Genomic DNA, 22847 nt, shown 5'->3' on the forward strand with positions numbered 1-22847 from the left:
CGAGCAGACCCTCCTGTGACCGACTACTACGAGATCCTCGGCGTGCCGCGCGACGCGACGCCGGAGCAGATCAAGAAGGCGTACCGCAAGCTCGCCCGCGAGCACCACCCCGACGTCGCGGGGGCGGACGCCGGCTCCGAGGACACGTTCAAGGACGTCTCCCGCGCGTACGACGTCCTCGGCAACCCCGAGAAGCGTCGCGCCTACGACCTGGGCGGGGACCCGTCGTCCCCCGGCGGCGGCATGGGTGGCGGCTTCGGCTTCCAGGACATCTTCGAGACGTTCTTCGGTGCCGCCACGGGCGCGGCGGCGCAGCGCGGCCCGATCCCGCGGGCCCGCCGGGGTCAGGACGCCCTCGTGCGGCTCGACCTGGACCTCGCCGAGGTCACGTTCGGCGTGCACCGCGAGGTCCCGGTGGACACCGCGGTGATCTGCCCGACCTGCAGCGGGTCGTGCTGCCGTCCGGGCACGTCGCCGCGCACCTGCGAGGTCTGCGGCGGCCGCGGGTCGGTGCAGCGCGTCGCACGCTCGTTCCTCGGCCAGGTCATGACCACGCAGCCCTGCGCCGCGTGCCACGGCTTCGGCACCGTCATCCCCGAGCCGTGCACCGAGTGCTCCGGCGAGGGCCGGGTCCGCTCGCGCCGCACGCTGGCCGTGGACGTGCCCGCCGGCGTGGACACCGGCACGCGGATCAAGCTCACCGGCCAGGGCGAGGTCGGTCCGGCCGGCGGTCCGGCCGGAGACGTCTACCTCGAGGTGCGCGAGCGCAAGCACGACACGTTCGTGCGGCGCGGCGACGACCTGCACGCCACGCTCGAGGTGCCGATGACCGCGGCCGCCCTGGGCACCGTGCTCACCTTGGACACGCTGGACGGTCCGCAGGAGGTCGACCTGCGTCCCGGCACGCAGCCGTCCCAGATCGTCTCGCTCAAGGGTCTCGGCGTCGGTCACCTGCACGCCCCCGGTCGCGGTGACCTGCACGTCCATGTCGAGGTGCACGTGCCGACCGCCATGGACGACGAGCAGGCGGAGCTGCTGCGCCGGCTCGCGACCCTGCGCGGCGAGGAGCGTCCGGAGGCGCGGCTCGCGGCGTCGAGCTCCGGCGTGTTCGCCAAGCTGCGCGACAAGCTCTCCGGTCGGTGAGCGTGACGGCGACGGCCGCGTCATGAGCGCGCCCGTGTTCCTGGCCGAGCCCGGCTCGCTCGACGCCGTGACCGACGGCGCGACGTACCTGCTCGATGGCACCGAGGGCCGCCACGCCGGGGTCGTGCAGCGCCGCAGCCCGGGGGAGCGGGTCGACGTGGTGGACGGTTCCGGCGTCCGGCTCGTCGGGGTGGTCGGCGAGGTGACTTCCGAGGGCGTGCTCGTGCACGTGCAGCAGCGCGTCGTCGAGCCGGCACCCGCCGTGGCGCTGGTGCTCGTGCAGGCCCTCGCCAAGGGGGACCGCGACGAGATGGCCATCGAGGCGGCCACCGAGGTCGGTGTGGACGTCGTGGTGCCGTGGCAGGCGGAGCGGTCGATCGTCGTCTGGCGCGGCGAGCGTGCGGCGAAGAGCCGGGCCCGGTGGCTGGGCACCGTCAGGGCCGCCGCGAAGCAGTCGCGACGGGCGTGGGTGCCCGCGGTGGAGGCCGCGCTCGACGGGCGGGGGCTGGTCGAGCGGGTGCGTGCTGCGGTCGCGGCCGGCGGGGTGGTGCTCGTGCTGCACGAGGAGGCGACGGAGCCGATCGCCGCGACGACGCTGCCCGACGCGGGCGAGTGCCTGGTCGTGGTCGGCCCCGAGGGCGGCATCGGCGACGGAGAGCTCGGCCGCCTGGTCGACGCCGGAGCACGCGCCGTGCGGCTGGGGCCGCACGTGCTGCGCACCTCGACGGCCGGCCCGGTCGCGCTCGCGCTGCTGGCCGAACGACTGGGTCGCTGGAGCTGATCCGCTCGTCGCGGGGAATGCTGTGGGCACAGCCTCGTAGACTGGGGGACGTTCTTCGAACCCGCACCGACCTAAGGAGCGCACGGCGCCCGCCGAGCACATGGCCGAGTCCACATCCGCAGCGCGTTCCTCCGGCGCACCCGCGCGCGTCGAGCACCGGATCAGCGTCCCCTCCGAGGTCTCGATGGTCGAGCTGCTCGGACTCCGTGACGAGGTGCTGCGCACCATCGAGTCCGGGTTCACCACCGTCGACATCCACGTGCGCGGCAACGAGGTGACGCTTGCCGGCCCGGTCGGTGACGTGGCCCTGGTGTCGCGGCTCGTCGACGAGCTGGTGGAGATGGCGGCGGGTGGCACGCCGCTCACCCCCGACGTCGTGACGCGCTCGGTCGCCATGCTCACCGCGGCGTCGGCTGCCCGCCCGGCGGACGTGCTGTCGTTCAACATCCTCACCGGCCGCGGCCGGACCATCCGCGCCAAGACCTCGGGGCAGAAGGACTACGTCGACGCGATCGACCGGCACACCGTGACGTTCGGCATCGGACCGGCGGGCACCGGCAAGACGTACCTCGCCATGGCCAAGGCCGTGCAGGCCCTGCAGGACCGCAAGGTGCACCGCATCATCCTCACCCGACCTGCCGTCGAGGCGGGCGAGCGCCTGGGATTCCTGCCGGGGAGCCTGTCGGACAAGATCGACCCGTACCTGCGCCCGCTGTACGACGCGCTGCACGACATGGTGGACGCCGAGTCCATCCCGCGGCTCATGGAGGCCGGGACCATCGAGGTGGCTCCGCTGGCGTACATGCGCGGGCGCACCCTGAACGACGCGTTCATCATCCTCGACGAGGCGCAGAACACCTCGGTCGAGCAGATGAAGATGTTCCTCACGCGGCTCGGGTTCGGGTCCAAGGTCGTCGTCACCGGGGACATCACGCAGGTCGACCTGCCGTCGTCGCAGACGTCCGGTCTGCGCGTCGTCGAGCAGATCCTCTCCGGGGTCGAGGACGTCTCGTTCTGCCGGCTGACGTCGTCGGACGTGGTCCGGCACCGCCTGGTCAGCGACATCATCGACGCGTACGCGCGCTGGGACAGGAGCTGAGGCGGCCGTGAGCGTCGAGGTGAACAACGAGTCCGGGTACGACGTCGACGAGGCGGAGTTCGCCGCTCTGGCGCGGTACGTGCTCGACGAGATGCACGTGCACCCGCAGACGGATGTGTCGATCCTGCTGGTCGGCACCGACGTGATGACGGACCTGCACGTCAAGTGGATGGACGAGCCCGGGCCCACGGACGTGCTGTCGTTCCCCATGGACGAGCTCCGACCCGGCCGCGAGGGCGACCCGACGCCCGCGGGCCTGCTCGGCGACGTCGTCCTGTGCCCGGAGGTCGCGGCGCAGCAGGCGCGCGCGGCGGGCCACTCGACCGCGGAGGAGCTGCTGCTCCTGACCACGCACGGGATCCTGCACCTGCTCGGGTACGACCACGCGGAGCCGGAGGAGGAGAAGGAGATGTTCGCGCTCCAGCGCCGGCTGCTGCTGACGTTCCTGGCGTCGCGATGACGGACATCCCCGCCGCGCTCCTCGTGGTCGTGGCCGTGCTCGGCTTCGCCGCCGCCGCAGCGCTCTCCGCGGGCGAGGTGGCTGTGGTGCGCATCTCGCGGGCCGCGGTGACCGAGCTGCTGGCCGACCGCCACCCCGCCGCCGGCCGTGTGCGCGCGCTCACCGAGCACCCCGCCCGGGTCGCGTCGGCAGCGGCGTTCGTGCGGCTGATCGCCGAGATGACCGCCACCGTGTGCATCGCGCTCGTGGTCGCCGCGGCCGGCCTGGCGTGGTGGGCGGTGCTGCTGGTCTCGGTCGCGGTCTGCGGGCTCGTCGCGTTCCTGCTGGTGCGGGCGAGCCCCCGGACGCTCGGTCGCCAGCATCCCGTCGCCACGCTCACCCGCCTGTCCCACGTGCTCGTGGCCGTGACGGCTGTCGCCGGCCGCCTGGGCGCGGTCGGTCGACCCGGTGCGACGTCGGCCGCCGCGGAGGAGAGCGAGCTGCGGGACATGGTGCAGCGCGTGAGCGAGTCGGACGTGATCGAGGACGAGGAGCGGGAGATGTTCCGCTCGGTGCTCGAGCTGGGCGACACGCTCACCCGCGAGGTCATGGTGCCCCGGACGGACATGGTCACCGCCTCGGCCGACACGCCCCTGCGCAAGGCGCTCGCCCTGCTGCTGCGGTCCGGGTTCTCCCGGGTGCCGCTGGTCGGCGACTCCGTGGACGACCTGCGCGGCGTGCTGTACCTCAAGGACGTCGTCGGTCGCCTGCCGATCGGACCCGTAGGCGGCTCGGACCGCCGCGAGCAGGAGGCGATGCTGAACGCCCCGGCGTCGTCGCTGGCGCGCCCGGCGGTCTTCGTTCCCGAGTCGAAGCCGGTCGACGAGCTGCTGCGCGAGCTCCAGGACGGCTCGTCGCACATGGCGATGGTGGTCGACGAGTACGGCGGCATCGCCGGCCTGGTGACCATCGAGGACGCCATCGAGGAGATCGTCGGCGAGCTGACCGACGAGCACGACCCGACGGCGCCCGTCGTGGAGGACCTGGGGCACGGCGTGTTCCGCGTCCCCGCGCGGCTCGGCCGGGACGAGCTGGGCGAGCTGTTCGGCCTCGAGGTGGACGACGAGGACGTCGACACCGCGGGCGGCCTGCTCGCCAAGGCGCTCGGCAAGGTGCCGCTGCCGGGCTCTGCCGGCGACATCCACGGACTGCACCTCGTCGCCGAGCGCGTCGAGGGCCGCCGGCGACGGCTCGGCACCGTCCTCGCCAGCGTCGTCGACGCCGACACCCCCACCCCGGGCCGCGCCCCGACCGACACCCACGGAGCCACCCGATGACCACGTTCCACTCCGGATTCGCCTGCTTCGTCGGGCGCCCCAACGCCGGGAAGTCGACGCTGACCAACGCGCTCGTCGGGCAGAAGGTCGCCATCACGTCCGGGCGCCCGCAGACCACGCGGCACACCGTCCGCGGCATCGTGCACCGCCCCGACGCGCAGCTGATCCTCGTCGACACCCCGGGCCTGCACCGGCCGCGGACCCTGCTGGGCGAGCGGCTCAACGCCCTGGTCAAGGACACGCTCACCGAGGTCGACGTGGTCGGCTTCTGCCTGCCCGCCGACCAGCGTGTGGGCCCCGGTGACCGGTTCATCGCCGAGCAGATGAGCGAGCTCGCCCGCGACGGCCGCGGGACGCCCGTGGTCGCCGTGGTCACCAAGGCGGACCTCGTGGGCAAGGGCAAGCTCGCCGAGCACCTGATGGCCGTCCAGGGGCTGGGGGAGTGGGCGGACATCGTGCCCGTCTCGGCCACCTCGGGCTACAACGTGGACGTGCTGGAGAACGTGCTGATCGGCCACCTGCCGGAGGGCACACCGCTGTACGCCGAGGGTGAGCTGACCGACGAGCCCGAGGCCGTCATGGTCGCGGAGCTGGTCCGGGAGGCGGCGCTCGAGGGCGTGCGCGACGAGCTTCCGCACTCGCTGGCCGTGGTGGTCGACGAGATCGTGGCGCGCGACGAGCCGGCCGCCAACGGGGTGCCGATGCTGGACGTGCGGGTGCACCTGTTCGTCGAGCGGGACAGCCAGAAGGCCATCATCATCGGCAAGGGCGGTGCGCGGCTGCGCGACGTCGGCAGCCAGGCGCGCCGCGGGATCGAGGCGCTGCTCGGTGCCCGGGTCTACCTGGACCTGCACGTCAAGGTGGCCAAGGACTGGCAGCGTGACCCCAAGCAGCTCGGCAAGCTGGGCTTCTGACCATGCTGAGCTCGGACGAGCGCACTGAGCCGCGCGTGGACACCGACGTGCACCGCAAGGTCGGCCGGTCGTACCGCGTCGTCGCCAGCACGGCGCTCGGCATCGTGGTCCTCGCGATCCTCGGTGCCGTGATGGGCCCGCAGTGGGACCCGGTCCCGCTCGCCGACCCGCTGACCGTCGAGACGACGTCGACGGCGATCGGCGACGCCGCGCCCGTGCAGACCTACGACGTCCGCACCACCGTGGTGACCGTGCAGCTGGACGGCGCCACGATCGACGCCCAGATCAGCGAGCCGGTCGGGCTCGAGGGTCCGAAGCGCGGGGTGGTGTTCGTGCACGGCGCGGGGACCGGCCGGTACGACACCGCGTTCCTCGAGCAGGCGCACGCGCTGGCCGCGTCGGGGATCGTCGCGATGGTGCCCAACAAGAGGCTCGACACGTACACGACGCGCCACCGCGACTACGTGCTGATGGCGGCGGACTACGACGCCTCGGTCGCGGTGCTGCAGTCGTACCCGGGCGTCGACCCCGACGGCGTGGGCATCTACGCCGAGAGCGAGGGCGGCTGGATCGCTCCGATCATGGCGGCGCAGGACCCGACGATCGCGTTCGTCGTCCTGGTGTCCTCGCCGGTGGTGCCGCCGCGGGAGCAGGCCGCGTTCGCGGTCGACTCCTACCTGCGCAACACGGGGGTGCCGCACGGTGTCTTCCGGGCGATCCCGCGGGCGGTCGGCATGTCCCTGCCCGGGGGCGGGTTCGAGTACGCCGACTTCGACGTCACCCCGTACCAGCGGGAGATGACGCAGCCCGTCTTCGTGGTCTACGGCACCGGCGACGCCTCGATGCCCACCATCCAGGGCGCCGAGCAGATCCTGCGGGACACCGCGATCGCGGGGAACGGCGACGTCACGGTGCGCTACTACGAGGGCGCCAACCACGGCATCCGCGTCGACGGCGACGTGGACGCGGTGTTCCTGCGGGACCTCGCGGGCTGGGTGATCGGCCTGCCGGGGACCGGCGACTCCCCGCCGCGCATCGCCGGCGCACAGCCGGTGCAGACGTACGTCGCCGCCCCGGTCCCGGAGCCGCGGTGGCTGGGGGACGGCGACGTCGTCCTCGCCCTGGCGCTGGCCGCCGTCGCCCTCATCGTGCTCGGCCCGCTGGCGCTGCTGGTCGCGCGCGCGGTCGAGGAGGCGACGGACCGGGTCCGGCGGCAGCGCGGCTCGGTGGCGACGGCCGCCGGACCGCGGTTCGCGCCCGGTGTGCTCCCACTTCTGCTCGCCCTCGGGGTCGGCGCGATCCTCACGGTCGTGGGTCTCGTCTGGTACATCGTCGCGGTCGCCCGGCTCGCGCTCGACTACGAGCGCGACGACCTCGTGGTGCAGGGCGGCTGGGTGGCCGTGCGGGTGCTGGGCATCGCCGTGGTCGTCGCCGGCGTCCTGCTGCTGCGGCGCTGCCGCCGGGTCCGGCTCGACGGCGCGCACCCGGCGCCCGGCATCGTGCGGACCGCGGTGCTGTGGGGCGGTGTGATCGGCTCGGTCGTCCTGCTCGTGGTCCTGGCCTACTGGGGAGTCTTCCAGCTGGGGATCTGACCACAAATCGGTCGAAGTTGTGTACCAGGCGCTCACGTGCGGCACGATGTGCGCCGATGATCTGAACGGATACCGGTCGGGACCGTTCCCAGGACGAGGGGGTCGTGTGCGCACGTCGTGGGGGTCGGCGACCGATCGTGGCCTGGTCCGCGAGGTCAACGAGGACGCCCTGCTCGCCTATCCGCCGGTGTTCCTCGTGGCGGACGGCATGGGCGGGCACGATGCGGGCGACCTGGCCAGCAGGATCGCCGTCGAGGAGTTCGCCCAGCTCGCCGGGCAGGCCGCGGCCACCGCCGACGACGTCCACGCCTGCTTCGACCGGACGGCCGCGCGGATCCGCACCGAGTTCACCGGTGGGCGCCAGGGCGGCACCACCGTCGCCGGGGTGGCCGTGACGGAGCATGACGGCGGGTCGTACTGGCTGGTGTTCAACGTCGGCGACTCGCGCGTGTACCTGTGGTCCGCCGACGTTCTGGAGCAGGTGAGCGTGGACCACTCGGTGGTCCAGGAGCTGCTGGACCTCGGCGAGATCGACCTGACCGAGGCGGCGACGCACCCGGACCGGCACGTCCTGACGCGCGCCCTCGGCACCGGTGACCCGCCGGAGCCCGAGTACTGGCTGCTGCCCGCCGGACTGCACGACCGGCTCCTCATCTGCACGGACGGCCTCACGCGAGAGGTCGGCGACGAGGACCTCGCCCGCGTCCTCGCCGAGACCGGTGACCCGCAGGACGCCGCGGCGATCCTGGTCCGGCTGGCGCTCGAGCACGGTGCGCGGGACAACGTCAGCGCGGTCGTCGTCGACGTCGCCACCGCGTCCGGTGCCCACGACGACGTCCACATCACCGTGCCCCGCACCGGGGCTGAGCTGGGGACCCACGTCTGGGACGAGATGCTCAACGGCGTCACCGTCCCGCGCCGGTCGCGCACGTCGACCCAGCCGATCCCGCGCGTCCGCCCGGAGGCGCCGACCCCGGACGCGGCCACACCGATCGAGGAGATGCCGTCATGAGCGTGCCCGAGTACACCACCGGCACCTGGACGGCCGTGGTCCGCCCCGGCTTCGTGGCCCTGCTCGGCCCCGGCGCCGCCGAGTCGACCGTCCGCGCCCTCTGGCAGGACGCGGGGGAGGGTGTGTTCTCCGCGCTCGCCCTGCTCGCTCGCGACGGGTTCGGCGGGCTCCCGCCGTTCGCCGTGGTGTCCGTCGACGGGCAGCGCGTGCACGCGGCGCTGCGCGGCGACGTCGAGGTGGTCGTCGAGGTCGGCGGCCGGCAGGACGTGTGGCGCTCCGGTGAGGTGAGTACCTGGACCGAGCGCGTGCTCGAGGGCGTGGCCGACGTGGTCGTGCAGGTGGACGGCGCGCCGGACGGACCGGACAGCCTCCCGCTCGCCGACGGGGTCGTCCGTGCCGCTCGCGTGCACGTCGGCCTGACCGCGCGCACCGACGCGGCCCCGCGGGCCGTGGAGCCGTCGACGGAACCGGCAGCGGCGGTCGAGCCGGAGCCGGTCGCGGTCGAGCCCGTCGCCGAGGCCGAGCCACACACCGACACACCCGTGGCCGACGAGCCGGCCGTGGCCGAGGCGGTCGCCGAGGACCCGCTGCCCGCCTTCGACCACGCCGAGGACGAGCCGCAGGCAGCTCCCGCGGTCGACGCGCACGGGGCGACGACCGAGATCATCGACGCCGTCGTGTGGGACGAGCCCACCCAGGTCGAGCTCGCACCCCTGACCAGGCAGGTCGAGGAGCACACCGACCCGGCCGGTGTCGTCGCCGAGGCGGAGTCGTTCCTCGCGACGCCGTCGCCGAGCGTGGCCACGACCGAGACGGCTGCAGCGCGGCCCGTGGTCGTCGGCGGCGCGTCGCTCGACGACCACGACGGTCTGACCATCCTGTCCACCGACCTCGCCGAGATCCGGGACCAGCTGCCGTCCTGGGCGTCCGACGAGGTCCCCGGACCGTTCCGGGTGCCCGAGGTGGCCCCGGTCGCGGCCCGTCTGGTCCTGTCCACGGGCCTCGTCGTCCCGCTCGACCGTGCCGTCCTGCTCGGGCGTGCCCCGCAGGTCGCCCGCGTCACCAACCGCGAGCTGCCCCGCCTGATCACCGTCCCGAGCCCGCAGCAGGACATCTCGCGCACGCATGCCGAGGTGCGGGTGGAGGGAGACCACGTCGTGGTCACCGACCTCGACTCGACCAACGGCATCCACGTCGCCCGTGCGGGGGAGGGTGCGCGCCGGCTGCACCCGGGGGAGCCCAGCGTCGTCGGCGTCGACGAGGTCGTCGACCTCGGCGACGGCGTGACGTTCTCGGTGGAGCGGGGTTCGTGACCGCACGCCGCGAAGCATCGACGCCGCCTCGCCTGCCGGGCTACGAGTACCTCCGGGTCCTCGGCCTCGGGGGCTTCGCGGACGTCTTCCTGTACCAGCAGGAGCTCCCGCGGCGTGAGGTGGCGGTCAAGGTGCTGCTGGCCGGCAGCCTGGACGACGAGGTCCGGGCGCGGTTCCAGCAGGAGGCCAACCTCATGGCCCAGCTGTCGCACCACCCCTCGATCGTCACCATCTACCACGCGGCGATCGCGGCGGACGGCCGCCCGTTCCTGGTCATGGAGTACTGCTCGCGTCCCGGTCTGGCCGAGCGGTACCGCCAGGAGCGGATCTCCGTGGCCGAGGCGCTGCGGATCGGGATCAGGCTGGCGTCCGCGGTCGAGACCGCGCACCGGGCGGGCATCCTGCACCGCGACATCAAGCCGGCGAACGTGCTCACCACGGACTTCGGCTGGCCGGCGCTCACCGACTTCGGCATCGCCGCGACGACGGGCCACGGCGCCGGTGCCACCGTCGGCATGTCGATCCCGTGGTCGCCCCCCGAGCTGCTGGGCGAGCACCCGACCGGCGACGAGCGCTCGGACGTGTACTCGCTGGCCGCCACGATCTACTCGCTGCTCGCGGGCCGGACCCCGTTCGAGGTGGCCGGGGGGCAGAACACCGCGCAGCAGCTGGTCTCCCGCATCGAGCGGACGCCGCTGCCGCCGACGGGTCGGGTCGACGTGCCCTGGGGCCTGCAGGACGTCCTCGAGCGCGCGATGGCCAAGCACCCGGCCCGCCGGTTCGCGTCCGCGGCAGCGGTGGCGCGCGCGCTGCAGCAGGTCGAGGCGGACCTGCGCCTCCCGATCACGCCGCTGGACCTCACCGACGAGCCCGACCCCGGGCAGGACCGGGACCTGCCCACGGAGTCCCCGGACGGCGGCCGGGAGGACGCGACGCGCCTGCGCTCGATCGTGAGCGTGGCCCCGCAGGCGCCGCCCGCGCCTGCGGCCGCACCCGGCGCCGACGAGCCGACGCGGATGCGCGGGGTCACGGCCGTGGCCCCCGAGCCCACACCGGCGCGGCCGCCCGTGTTCGTCGCGCCGCCCGAACCGCTGGTCGTCGAGCAGGTCGAGACCGAGCAGCGCGGGCGTGCGCGCCTGGTGGCGGGCATCGCCTCCGGTGTCGTGGTGCTGGCGGCGGTGGTCGCGATCGGTGCCGTGGCGCTGCGTGGCGCTCCCGACGACGGCCCGTCGGCGACGTCGGACTTCTCCCAGAGCACGGACCCGACGCGGATCACGGACGCCGTCCCGGCTCCCGCCGGGCTGCAGGGCACGCGCCAGGCGGACGGCTCGGTGGTGTTCACCTGGGAGAACCCCGACCCGCAGGACGGCGACCAGTACCTGTGGGGCGTGCTGCAGGCGACGGGCGAGCCCGAGCCCGCGCTGGTCGACGCCGCCATGGCGACGGTCCCTGCGGACCAGGCGGTGGGGCAGGTCTGCGTCGAGGTCGCGATCGTGCGCGCGGACCGACGGGTCTCCGTCGATCCCGCCCAGGGGTGCGCGCCGTGACGTGGGGATCGCTGCGTGGGCGGGCGACGACGGCGGCGGCCGTGGTCACCGTCCCCGTGCTCGTCCTCGTGCTCGCGCTGCTCGACCAGGGCTTCCCGCTGGCCCGGCTGGAGCTCAACGACGGCGGCGTCTGGCTCACCGCGACGAGCAAGCTGCAGCTGGGCCGCTACAACGCACAGGTCGAGGAGCTCAACGGCGGTCTGGCCGCGTCGGGGAGCACGTTCGACGTGCTGCAGGACGCCGGCGACGTGCTGCTCTTCGAGTCTGGCTCGCTCGCGGTCGTCGACCCCGCGTCCGTCACGCTCACCACGCAGGTCGCCGTGCCGGGGGCGGACGTGTCGATGGCGGCGGGAGTCGTCGCCGTGGTCGACGGCGACGGCAATGTCTTCGTGCGACCGATCACGGAGCTGGAGTCGCTCCGGATCGCCACGGACACCCCGGACGTCGAGCTCGGCGAGGGCGGAGCCGTCGTGGTCGCGCGCAGCGGCGCGGTGCTCGCGGTGGCCCCCGAGGACGGTGCCGTGAGCCGGATCGACCTCGTCGACGGTGCCCCGCGCGTCACGGCGCTGGGTGAGGTCGGCGCCGGCCCCGTGGACGATCTCACCGCGGTCGGCGACGAGCCCGTCGTCCTGTCCGGCTCCATCGTCCGCACGCTGCAGGGCTCGACCGAGCTCGACGGCGACGACCTGACCCTCCAGCTGGCCGGGCCGCAGTCGTCCCGCGCGCTCGTGGCCAGCCGCACGGCGCTGCTCGAGGTCCCGCTCGGCGGCGGCGACACGGTCACCCACGCGACCGACGGGTCGGGGCTGCCCGCTGCTCCGGTGCAGGTGGGCAGGTGCGCCCACGGCGCCTGGGCGTCGCCCGTCGGCTCGTACGTGCAGCTGTGCGACGGCGACGAGGCAGAGGTCAGCAACCTCGAGGACATGTCGAGCGCGGACGTCCTCGCGTTCCGGGTGAACCGCCAGGTCGTCGTGCTCAACGACACGCTGCGCGGGCGACTCTGGATGCCGCTGAAGGACACCGACCTGCGGGTTCCGGACTGGACGCAGATCGAGCCCGAGGAGCAGCCCGACGAGGCCCAGGAGGAGACCGAGACCTCCGACATCACCCAGGACCTGGTCACGGAGTGCTCCACGGAGTCGGCGCCGCCGACGGCCGCGGACGACGAGTTCGGGGTGCGGGCCGGTCGGACGACGATCCTGCCGGTCATCGACAACGACTCGTCCTCCGACTGCGGCATCCTCGCGGTCTCCGAGTTCGACCCGCTGCCCGCGGAGTTCGGCCGCATCGAGGCGATCCACGGCGGTCGCGCCCTGCAGGTGGCCGTCGCCGCCGGCGCCACGGGATCCGCGCAGCTGACCTACACGATCACCGACGGACAGGGCACCAACGCGCCGTCGACCGCGACCGTCCTGCTCACGGTCCACGACGCCGCCACGGACTCCGCACCCGTCCAGCTGCGCACCGGTGCGCTCCAGGTCGAGCAGGGCGGGCAGGCGGACCACCAGGCGCTCGCCGACTTCTCTGACCCCGACGGCGACGACCTGCTGCTGGTCGGGGCGACGTCCGACCCGACCTCGGGATCGGTGCGCTTCCGGCAGGACGGCTCGGTGACGTACAAGGCCGACGGCACGCAGCTGGGCCGGACGACGGTGACGCTCCTGGTGTCGGACGGCACGACGACGACGGAAGGCACCCTCGACGTCGACGTGCGCCCTGCGGGCTCGCTGCCGCCGCAGATCGACCCCGTGCACGCGGTCACCTACGTGGACCAGCCCGTGACCCTCCACCCGCTCGACGCCGTGCGCAGCTCGTCGGCCGAGCCGGCGCGGCTGGCGGGCGTCGACGACGCCGTCGGCGCCACGATCACCAGCGACCTGCAGGGCGGGACGTTCACGTTCAGCGCAGCCCGGCCGGGCAGCTACTACGTGCAGTTCCTCGTCTCGGCGCCGCCGCAGCAGGCCACCGGGCTGGCGCGGATCGACGTCCGCGCGTGGCCGGAGACCCCCGAGCCGCCGGTGGCGGTGCGGGACCAGGCCTTCCTGCCCGCGGGCGGCGAGGTCACGATCGACCCGTTGGAGAACGACAGCGACCCCGCCGGCAAGGTGCTCGTGCTCCAGTCGGTCGAGGTGCCCGACGGGTCGGGCCTCAGCGTCGCGATCCTGGAGCACCACCTGGTCCAGATCCGCTCCGACCGCACCCTCGACCGCCCGGTGGCGCTGCGCTACACGGTGTCGAACGGACAGGACACGGCGACGGGCGAGATCGTGGTGCACCCGATCCCGCCGTCGACGGTCTCGCAGCCGCCCGTCGTGCCGAACGTCGAGGTGAGCGTGCGTACCGGTGGCGTCGTGACGATCCCCGTGCTCGAGAAGGCCTCCGACCCGGACGGCGACCGTCTCACCCTGCTGGCCGATCTCGCGGAGCCTCTCGGTGAGGGCGAAGGCCTGCTCTTCGTGTCGGGCGACGTGCTGCGGTACCAGGCACCGGCGACCCCGCTCACGGCGCACGCGACGTTCGCGGTGCAGGACGCGACCGGCAACGTCACCGCCGCGACCGTCACGGTCCGGGTGCACGAGTCGGACGCGAGCACGAAGGCCCCGCCGCGACCGCTCGACCTGGTCGCGCGCGTGTTCCAGGGCGACACGGTCCGCATCCCCGTCCCGCTGGTCGGCATCGATCCCGACGGGGACGGCGTGACGCTCCTCGGCACGGCCCAGGCGCCCGTCCGGGGGACGGTCACCGCGGTCGGGCCGGACTGGCTCGAGTACACGGCCCTGTCCGACGAGCTCGGCACCGACGAGTTCACGTACGCGGTCGAGGACTGGGTGGGCCAGCGCGCGGTGGCGACCGTCCGCGTCGGCATCAGCCCGCGTCCCACCGGGGCCGCGCCCGTCGTGGCACGCGACGACGCGGTGACCGTCAGGCCGGGCCAGCGCGTCGAGGTGCGGGTGCTGGCCAACGACGTGGACTCGAGCGGCGGCGAGCTGTCGCTCGAACGTGACCTGGAGCCCGCCGACACCGGCGCCGAGGTCCAGGGTCGCCGGATCGTCGTCCAGGCGCCCGACGCCCCGACGGTCCTGCAGATCGCGTACACGGCCACCAACGAGCGCGGCGGGCGGGACACGGCGGTGCTCACCGTGACCGTCGCGGACGACGCCCCGGTGCTGCCGCCGATCGCCCGCGACGTCGTCGTCCCCGCGCTGGACACCCTCGGGCGCACGGAGGTCTCGGTCGACGTCCTCGCGGTCGCCCAGAACCCGAGCGGCCCGTTGAGCGACCTGGCGGTGTCCGTCCCCGGATCGCAGTCCGACGTGGCCCGGGTGACCGAGCGCGGCAACGTCGTCGTGACCCTCGTCGACCACGCCCAGACGATCCCGTACCTGCTCACCAACACCACGGCGCCGGCCGGCACGGCCTCCTCGTACGCGTTCATCACGGTCCCGGCCCTCGGCTTCTTCCCGCCCACGCCTCGGCCCAAGGCGCCCGAGCTCCGGGTCGCGTCGGGGGAGCTGCTGGAGATCCCGCTGGGCGAGCAGGTCCAGGTCGCCCCCGGTCGCGAGGCGTCCATCGCCGACCCGCTCGGCGTGACGGCCGTCCGGTCGGACCAGTCCAACCCCGTGAAGGACAGCACGACGCTGCAGTTCCGGTCGGCACCCGGCTACGCGGGACCTGCGTCGATCACGGTGCCCGTGACCGACTCGTCGGGCCCCGGGGACACCTCCGCGCGGACCTCGGTCATCACCCTGCAGATCACCGTCTACGCGGTCGACGACCACCCGCCGACGTTCGCGCCGTCGGTCATCGACGTCGCGCCCGGGGAGGCAGCGGTCGCCGTCGACCTGCGCGCGTTCACCACCGGGCCCGAGGGTGCGAGCCCCACCGACGGCCGGTACTCCTACACGCTCACGTCCGCGGTCCCGGTCGGCTTCACCGGCGGCATCACCAACGGCATCCTCAGCATCGCGGCCGACGAGACCACGCAGAAGGGCACGACGGAGCGGCTGCCGGTACGCATCGGGTACGGCCGGACCGGGTCGTTCGACGCCACGATCGACGTCCGGGTCATCGCGAGCACCCGGCCCACCGTCCGGCTCCTGACGCACACCATCGAGGACGGCGTCGAGGGCCGCCAGAGCACGGTCGACGTGCTCGCGGGGGCGTTCAACCCGTTCCCGGACTCGCCCATGACGGTCGTCGGCGCGTCCGTCGAGACGCCGGGTGCCGGCACGGCCGGCTCGTCGTCGAGCACCGTCAGCGTGCGACCGGCCGAGGGCTTCATCGGCCAGATGGTCACGCGGTACCGGGTCCGGGACGTGACGGGGGACCCGGACCGGGAGGTCGAGGGTCGCATCGTCGTCATCGTCCGCGGGAAGCCGGCCACCCCGACGGCACCGCGGGTCGGTGAGGTGCGGGACCGCACGGTCGTCCTCTCGTGGGACGCGCCCGACAACCGCGGCGCCCCGATCACCGGGTACCGCGTCGTGGCGAGCCCGGGGAACATCGTCCGGCAGTGCGCGAGCACCACGTGCACGATCGACAACCTCACCAACGACGTCGAGTACACGTTCACCGTGGCGGCGCAGAACGCCGTCGACTGGTCGGACCCCAGCCCGCCGTCGGCCAGCGCCCGACCCGACGCCGTCCCGGACGCACCCGGCGCGCCGACGCTCGAGTTCGGCGACGGCTCCGTCCGGGCGGCCTGGACCGCGCCCGCGTCCGCCGGCTCGCCCGTGAGCAGCTACACGCTGGAGATCTCGCCCGCACCGCCCGCGGGTCCTGCGTCGGTCACCTCCGCGAGCACGAGCTACACGTTCAGCGGCCTGCGGAACGGGACCGCCTACTCGGTCCGCGTGCGCGCCCACAACCGCGCGCCGGAGCCGAGCGCGTGGTCGGCGTCGTCGCAGCCGATGGTCCCCGCCCGCGCGCCGGACGCACCCGAGGTGACCGCGACCCCGACGGACTCGACRCTCGGCCGGGTGATCGCGATCGCGTGGACGGCGCCGTCGGACAACGGCGACGCGGTGGCGCAGTACGAGGTCGTCGTGGACGGGCCGAACGGCGGCACGTTCCCGCAGGCGGCCGGAACCCAGCAGATGACGTTCGAGCAGGCCCAGACCAAGTACCCGTACCGCGTCTCGGTGCGGGCGAGGAACAAGGCGGGCTGGGGCGAGGCGGGGACCACCACGGCGGCGACCTTCGGGCTACCCACCGCTCCCACGTCCGTGACGGCCACCCCGGTCGTCGGCGCAGGCCGGATCGATCTGCGCTGGTCCGGCGCCGACGACAACGGCACGCCCATCCAGGCCTACGTCATCCGGCTCCCCGACGGGGGAGAGCTCGACGTGGGCAACCGGACCTCGTACACGTTCGAGAACCTCACCGGTGGGGCCAACTACACGTACCAGGTGCGCACGGTGAACGGCGCGGGCTCCAGCGGCTGGAGCGCGGCCGCGTCCGCGCGCGCCACGACCGCTCCCGGCCGGCCGGACGTCGCGGTCGACGTGACCGACAACGCGACGGGCGGGCGGCCCACCGAGATCACGATCACCCGGAGCGACGTCCCCGACGGCGGCGGTGGTGCGGTGACGTACACGTGGGTGCTGACCAGCGACCGGGGTGACAGCAGGTCGGGTTCGTTCAGCGGACGGACGCAGGTCGTCGACGTCTCCGGCTGGGACCTGCCGTTCCGCGGGGCTCGAGTGACGGCGACGGTGAGAGCAAGCACGGGCATCGGCTGGACCGAGGGCGTGGGCTACGCGGACGTCGCCTGGGGGCAGGCGCCGGGAGCGGTCACCGGTCTGACCCTCACCCCGAACGACCCGGCGACCCCGACGCGTGCCGTCGCCGCGTGGGTGGCACCGACCGACGGCGGGATCGGGATCGACTCCTACCGGCTGTGCTTCAGCATCAACGGCGGCCCCCCGCGATGCGAGACGGCGACCGGATCGCCGTACGAGGAGCGCCTCGACCGCGTCGGCCCGACGACCACGGGTGACGTGGTGACCGTCGTCGTCACCGCGACCAACTTCCGCGGCACCGGGCCCGAGGCCTCGGCCTCGTTCACCGTCGGCGCCACCCCATGACACACCTGTTCCCGCCGGGCCACGAGCCCCGACACCTGAGGAGAACCACCCGATGACCCCCGAGCAGAGCATCTGGTTCGCCGAGACGTTCGACGCGCTGGTCGCCAACGTCGGTCTCGCGCTGCTCGGCAAGGAGCACACGGTCCGCCTCGCGCTCACCGCGATGGTCGCGGAGGGCCACCTGCTGCTCGAGGACGCGCCGGGCACCGGCAAGACCTCGCTGGCCAAGGCGCTCGCCGCGACGGTGCAGGGCAGCCACCACCGCATCCAGTTCACGCCGGACCTGCTGCCGTCGGACGTCACGGGCGTCACCATCTACGACCAGAGCACGCACCGGTTCGAGTTCCACCCGGGACCGATCTTCGCGTCGGTCGTGCTGGCGGACGAGATCAACCGCGCCTCGCCCAAGACGCAGGCGGCGCTCCTCGAGGTGATGGAGGAAGGGCACATCACGGTCGACGGCGTGACGCACCCCGTCGGCCGGCCGTTCATGGTGATCGCGACGCAGAACCCGATCGAGCAGGCGGGGACCTACCGCCTGCCCGAGGCGCAGCTGGACCGGTTCCTCATCAAGACGTCGCTGGGCTACCCGGACCGCGCGTCCACGATCGAGATCCTCGCCGGCGCCAAGGACCGCACCACGAACCTGACCCCGCGGATCACCACGCAGGCCGTCGGGACCATGGCGGACCTCGCGCAGACCGTGCACATCGACGACGTGGTGCTCGACTACGTCGCGCGACTCACGGAGGCCACCCGCGACGACTCCCAGACCGCGATCGGCGCCAGCGTGCGCGGCGGCCTCGCGCTCGTGCGCACCGCCAAGGTCTGGGCGGCGGCCTCGGGCCGCGAGTACGTCATCCCCGACGACGTGAAGGACCTCGCCCAGCCCGTGCTGGCGCACCGCCTGCTGCTCGACACGGAGGCCGAGTTCGCGGGCGTCACGGCCATCGAGATCCTCGCCCGGATCCTCGAGACCACGGCACCCCCGGCGCTGCGGGCGGTCTGACCGTGGGTCTGCGGGTCTCGCCGGTCGGGTGGGGGGTGGCGTTCGTCGCCGCCCTCGGCCTCGTGCTGGGCAGAGGGTTCGGGTGGCTGGAGCTCGCGACGGTCGGCGCCGCGCTGACCGCCGTGCTCGTCGTGTCCCTCCTGATGACCGCCGGGCGGGCCCGCTACGCCATCACGCTCGACATGGCCGACCGACGCGTGAAGGTGGGGGAGCGGGCCCTCGGCCGCGTCGAGGTGCGCAACATCGCCCGCCGACCGTCCCTCCCGTCCCGGGTCGAGCTCCCCGTGGGCTCGGTGGTCGCCGAGTTCGCCGTGCCCGGGCTCGGCCCGGACCACACCCACGACGACCTGTTCGCGATCCCGACGGCCCGGCGCGCGGTCATCGTCGTCGGGCCTGTCCGCTCCGTCCGCGGCGACCCGTTCGGCCTCGTGCGGCGCAGCGTGCGCTGGACGCGGCCGGTCGAGCTGTTCGTCCATCCGCTGCTCGTGTCGCTGGCGGGGGCGAGCTCCGGGCTGCTGCGCGACCTCGAGGGCCAGTCGACGCGGGACCTGTCCGACTCGGACCTGTCCTTCCACGCCCTGCGCGACTACGTGGCGGGCGACGACCGGCGCTACATCCACTGGCGGACCACGGCGCGCCGCGGCAGCCTCATGGTCAAGCAGTTCGAGGACACCCGGCGGACGACGACCGCGCTCGCGCTGGCCACGGACCCGCGCGACTACGCGGACGACGACGAGCTGGAGCTGGCGGTCTCCGTCCTGGCGTCGGTCGGCGTGCAGACGATCCGCGAGGAGCGCGACCTCGTCGTGCTCGCCGGACCCGGCAGGCTCCGGGTCGAGACGCCGCCGCTGCTGCTCGACGACTGCTCCGGGATCGTGCTGGCGAGCGGCGGTGCGGGCGTGACCCTGCTGGGACGCCGCGTGGTCCGGGAGGCGCCCGAGGCCTCGGTCGCGATGCTCGTGACCGGCTCGGTTCCCGGCGACGCCGACCTGCGGCTCGGCGCCCGGCACGTCCCCACCGGTACGCGAACCGTGGTCGTGCGCTGCGAGCGGGGTGCCGAGGTGTCGGTGCGGACGCAGGGCTCGCTCAGCCTCGCGACGATCGGCCGGCTCGACGACCTGCCTCGCCTGCTCCGGCGGGTGACCGCGTGACCCCTCGCCCGGTCGGCCGTGCGGTCGTCGATGTCCTGTGCCTCGTCGGCACCCTGGCGCTCGCCCTGGTGCCCCTGCTCGAGGTGTACGGCGGCCTCACCGCCCTGCCCGCGCTCGTGGGCGGGCTCGTGCTCGGCACCGGCGTGGCGGCGCTGGGTGCGGCACGCGGGTGGTCGGCGATCACGGTGGTCGCCGTGCTCCTCGTCGTGTACGTGCTGGCCGGTGGCGCGCTCGCCGCTCCCGGCACGACGGTCGCCGGGGTGGTGCCGACCCCGCAGACGGCGCTCGACCTGGCACGCGCCGCCGCCTCGGCGTGGAAGCAGGTCCTGACCCTGCAGCCACCGATCGGGACCGACGGCACGCTCCTGGTCGCGATGTACGTCCTGGCACTGGTGGGGTCGGCGGTCGCCGTGTCGGTCACGCTGCGGGCTCGCACGGGTTCCGCGGCGGCGTCCGCGGCCGTGGTGCCCGTCGTGGCGACGATCGCCGTGATCGTCCTGGGGATGCGCCGCCCGACGGTCGCGCCGCTGGTCACGGGCCTGGTCCTCGTGCTCGTGCTGCTGCCGTGGGCGTCATGGCGGGCCGACCTCCTGCGTGCTCGACGCATCGTGGCCACCGGCGTGCTGACGGCGGTCGCCGTAGGGGCGGGTGTGCTCGGTGCGCCGCTGGTGGCCGGGGGGACCGAGCGGCTCGTCGTGCGCGACGAGCTGGTGCCGCCGTTCGACCCGCGGGACTACCCGAGCCCGTTGTCGGCCTTCCGCGAGTTCGTCAAGCAGGACGCCGACGAGGTCTTGTTCACGGTCACCGGCCTGCCGGAGAACGCCCGCATCCGGCTGGCCACGATGGACCGCTACGACGGCGTGGTCTGGAACGTCGCGGGCGACGGGTCCGCGCAGGCCTCCGGCGAGTTCCGTCGGGTCGGCGCCGAGATCGAGACGAACGTGCGGGGCGACCGAGCGCACGTCGACATCGCGATCGGGTCGCTCGGAGGCGTCTGGCTCCCCACCGTCGGGCAGGCCACGTCGATCGACCTCGCCGACCCCGACGACGCGGGCGCGCTGCGGTACAACGACGCGACGGGCGCCGCGGTGCTCACCGGAGGGCTCCGCAAGGGTCTCGAGTACGGCGTCGACGTGGTGGTGCCGCGCGAGCCTGACGACACCGAGGTCGGCAGCTCACCCGCGTCCGACGTGGCACAGCCGCCTCTCGCCGGCGTGCCGGACATCGTCCCGGCGACCGCGGCGGACGTGGCGCGCGATGCCGGCAACCCGGTCCAGATCAGCTCCGCGCTGGCCACGTGGCTCTCCGAGCAGGGGTACTTCAGCCACGGCATCGACGTGTCGGGCACGGAGTCGCTGTCCGGCCACGGAGCCGACCGGATCACCACGTTGCTCGGCGGTGACCTCATGGTGGGCGACGGTGAGCAGTACGCCGCCGCGATGGCGCTCATGGCGCGGGAGATGGGTCTGCCGGCACGGGTCGTCATGGGGTTCATCCCCGAGGACGGGGCGCCCGAGGGGCCGGTCGAGGTCACCGGCGACGACGTCCAGGCCTGGGCCGAGGTCGCGTTCCAGGGGTACGGCTGGGTGCCGTTCGACCCGACGCCGCCCCCGGAGCAGACGCCCCAGGAAGAGGACCAGGAGAAGCCGTCGGAGCCCAACCCGCAGGTGGTGCAGCCGCCGCCGCCCCCGCCGGCCGCAGTGACCCCGCCCGACGAGGACACCGAGCAGCCGCAGACGGACGACCCCGACGCGGAGGACGACGGCAACGCGCTGCTGTGGCGGATCGTGCGCGTCGCGGGGATCGCCGCGATCCCGCTGCTGGTCCTGGCCACGCCGCTGCTGGTCGTCGTCGCGCTCAAGGCCCGCCGCCGGCGACGGCGTCGGCGCAGCCCGGACCCGGTGGTCCGCGTGGCAGGCGGCTGGGACGAGGTGCTGGACACGGCCCGTGACCTGCGCCGGCCCGCCGGCTCCCTGGCCACGCGCAACGAGTCGGCGCGAACTCTCGCGGCGTCGTTCGCGGACGCTCCGGGCGGTGCGCTCGTCGCGGCGCGCGTGGGCGCGCTCGCGCGGACGGCCGATCACGCGGTGTTCAGCGACGGGCAGCCCAGCGGCGCGCACGCGACCGCCTACTGGTCGGACGTCCAGGAGACTGTCGAGGCGATGACGCACAGCGTGGGATGGCGTCGGCGCATGCGGGCGCGCGTGTCCACCGCCTCCCTGAGAGACCGCCGGAGCCGACGCCCGAAGGGCACGTCATGAGAGAGCAGGGTGCACTGATGCACGCCCCGTACCCGGCGGTCGACGAGCTGTCGCCCGCCACCCTGGCCCGCCGCCTGTCCGCGGGCATCCTCGACGCGGGGCTGTTGCTCGTGCTGGGCGGCTGGTTGATCCCTGCCGCACGCATCCGCGACACCGCGTGGCTCGCGTTCCTCGGCGGGTCGCTCGTCCTGGTCGTCGTGGTGGTCCAGTGGGCGCTGCACGGCCGCACCGGCGGGACGGTCGGACGGTTCGCGACGGGCATCCGGACGCTCGACGTCGAGTCGCGCCGCCCGATCGGCATGCTCCGCGTGCTGCTGCGCGGTGTGGTGGTGGCCGCCGGGCTGCTCGCGTTCGGCGTCGGCATGCTCGTCGTCCTCGTGTCGCCGTCGTTCGACCGGACCGGACGCCGCCGCGGCTGGCACGACCTGGCCGCGCGGGACGAGGTGCTCGACGTCCGGTCGCGCGCGCTGGTGCAGCCCCCGCCGAGGCCGGTGCGACCCGCGGAGCCGGCGCCGGTGCGACAGGAGCGCCGTCCGGTGAGCGTGCCGGGCTGGGCGGTCGCGGAGCCGTCTGCGGCACAGCGGGGGACCGACCTCCTGGACGACCTGCTCGACGGGGGCCGCCCTGCGGCGCTGGTCCTCGCGCCGATCTCCCCGCAGCGCAGCGGACCCGACCTGGACACGCGCGCGACCCCCGTCGTCCGTCAGGTCGCGCTCAGCTACGGCCTCGCACCCGAGCTCGAGATGACCCGTCCGGCTGGACCGCGAGACGACCTCGTCGCCCAGCCGGTCGACTCCGTCGCGGTCGACCGGACGGTGGCGGAGGTCGAGCTCGCCGACGGTCGCCGCGTCCTGATCGCGCGGACGGCGCTGGTCGGTCGCAACCCCGCGTCCGACGCCGACGTCCAGCTGGTACGCGTCGTCGACCCGGCACGCTCGGTCTCCAAGACCCACCTCCAGATCGGCGTCGAACCCGGCGGCGTCTGGGTGGCCGACCGCGGATCGACCAACGGCACGGTCGTGACCCTGCCGGACGGCGCGCAGGTGGTGTGCCGCGTGGACCAGCAGGTCCGCCTGCGGGTGGGGTCGACGGTCTCGTTCGGCGACTGCTCTCTGCGGCTGGTACGGGCACCAGGACCGGACCCCGTGTCCTAGAGTCGGGAC

General features: G+C 73.9%; 15 protein-coding genes. All 15 read left to right on the forward strand.

The window, feature by feature from the left end:
* Positions 1-15: 15 nt before the first annotated feature.
* The 15 genes from dnaJ to AC1DXT_RS16735 all read left to right on the forward strand — a co-directional run bounded on the left by dnaJ (position 16) and on the right by AC1DXT_RS16735 (position 22838).
* Positions 16-1143 (forward strand): molecular chaperone DnaJ, encoded by a 1128-nt coding sequence (gene dnaJ, locus AC1DXT_RS16665; protein WP_477062420.1) that lies wholly within the window; start codon positions 16-18, stop codon positions 1141-1143.
* 22 nt (positions 1144-1165) lie between these two features.
* A complete protein-coding gene (locus AC1DXT_RS16670) occupies positions 1166-1924 on the forward strand; it encodes a 16S rRNA (uracil(1498)-N(3))-methyltransferase (RefSeq protein WP_477062421.1) in 759 nt (252 codons plus the stop codon).
* Positions 1925-2024: 100 nt separating this feature from the next.
* Entirely contained in the window at positions 2025-3023 is a 999-nt protein-coding gene (locus tag AC1DXT_RS16675; RefSeq protein WP_477062422.1) for a PhoH family protein, read from the forward strand.
* 7 nt (positions 3024-3030) lie between these two features.
* On the forward strand, positions 3031-3483 hold the full coding sequence (ybeY, locus tag AC1DXT_RS16680) for an rRNA maturation RNase YbeY (RefSeq protein ID WP_056090211.1): 453 nt from the start codon (positions 3031-3033) through the stop codon (positions 3481-3483).
* On the forward strand, positions 3480-4799 hold the full coding sequence (locus tag AC1DXT_RS16685) for a hemolysin family protein (protein WP_477062423.1): 1320 nt from the start codon (positions 3480-3482) through the stop codon (positions 4797-4799). The genes ybeY and AC1DXT_RS16685 overlap by 4 nt, the downstream gene beginning before the upstream one ends.
* Entirely contained in the window at positions 4796-5713 is a 918-nt protein-coding gene (gene era, locus AC1DXT_RS16690; protein ID WP_477062424.1) for a GTPase Era, read from the forward strand. The genes AC1DXT_RS16685 and era overlap by 4 nt, the downstream gene beginning before the upstream one ends.
* Positions 5714-5715: 2 nt before the next feature.
* A complete protein-coding gene (locus tag AC1DXT_RS16695; RefSeq protein WP_477062425.1) occupies positions 5716-7305 on the forward strand; it encodes an alpha/beta hydrolase family protein in 1590 nt (529 codons plus the stop codon).
* A 106-nt stretch (positions 7306-7411) separates the two neighbouring features.
* Positions 7412-8317 carry a PP2C family protein-serine/threonine phosphatase gene (locus tag AC1DXT_RS16700; protein ID WP_477062426.1) on the forward strand — a complete coding sequence of 302 codons (906 nt, stop codon included), beginning with the start codon at positions 7412-7414 and terminating at the stop codon, positions 8315-8317.
* Entirely contained in the window at positions 8314-9630 is a 1317-nt protein-coding gene (locus tag AC1DXT_RS16705) for an FHA domain-containing protein (RefSeq protein WP_477062427.1), read from the forward strand. Before AC1DXT_RS16700 ends, AC1DXT_RS16705 begins: the two co-directional genes overlap by 4 nt.
* Positions 9627-11177 (forward strand): serine/threonine-protein kinase, encoded by a 1551-nt coding sequence (locus AC1DXT_RS16710; RefSeq protein ID WP_477062428.1) that lies wholly within the window; start codon positions 9627-9629, stop codon positions 11175-11177. Before AC1DXT_RS16705 ends, AC1DXT_RS16710 begins: the two co-directional genes overlap by 4 nt.
* On the forward strand, positions 11174-17263 hold the full coding sequence (locus tag AC1DXT_RS16715; protein WP_477062429.1) for an Ig-like domain-containing protein: 6090 nt from the start codon (positions 11174-11176) through the stop codon (positions 17261-17263). Before AC1DXT_RS16710 ends, AC1DXT_RS16715 begins: the two co-directional genes overlap by 4 nt.
* Before the next feature lie 52 nt (positions 17264-17315).
* Complete coding sequence (locus tag AC1DXT_RS16720) at positions 17316-18272, forward strand: AAA family ATPase (RefSeq protein ID WP_421741104.1); 957 nt, start codon at positions 17316-17318, stop codon at positions 18270-18272.
* Positions 18273-18274: 2 nt separating this feature from the next.
* On the forward strand, positions 18275-19423 hold the full coding sequence (locus AC1DXT_RS16725; protein WP_477062430.1) for a DUF58 domain-containing protein: 1149 nt from the start codon (positions 18275-18277) through the stop codon (positions 19421-19423).
* On the forward strand, positions 19420-21684 hold the full coding sequence (locus AC1DXT_RS16730; protein ID WP_477062431.1) for a transglutaminase TgpA family protein: 2265 nt from the start codon (positions 19420-19422) through the stop codon (positions 21682-21684). The genes AC1DXT_RS16725 and AC1DXT_RS16730 overlap by 4 nt, the downstream gene beginning before the upstream one ends.
* A 17-nt stretch (positions 21685-21701) precedes the next feature.
* Positions 21702-22838, forward strand: coding sequence for an RDD family protein (locus tag AC1DXT_RS16735; RefSeq protein ID WP_477062432.1), 1137 nt, complete (start codon positions 21702-21704; stop codon positions 22836-22838).
* Positions 22839-22847 lie beyond the last annotated feature (9 nt).

The organism is Cellulomonas sp. P1_G12_2 (assembly GCF_056405535.1).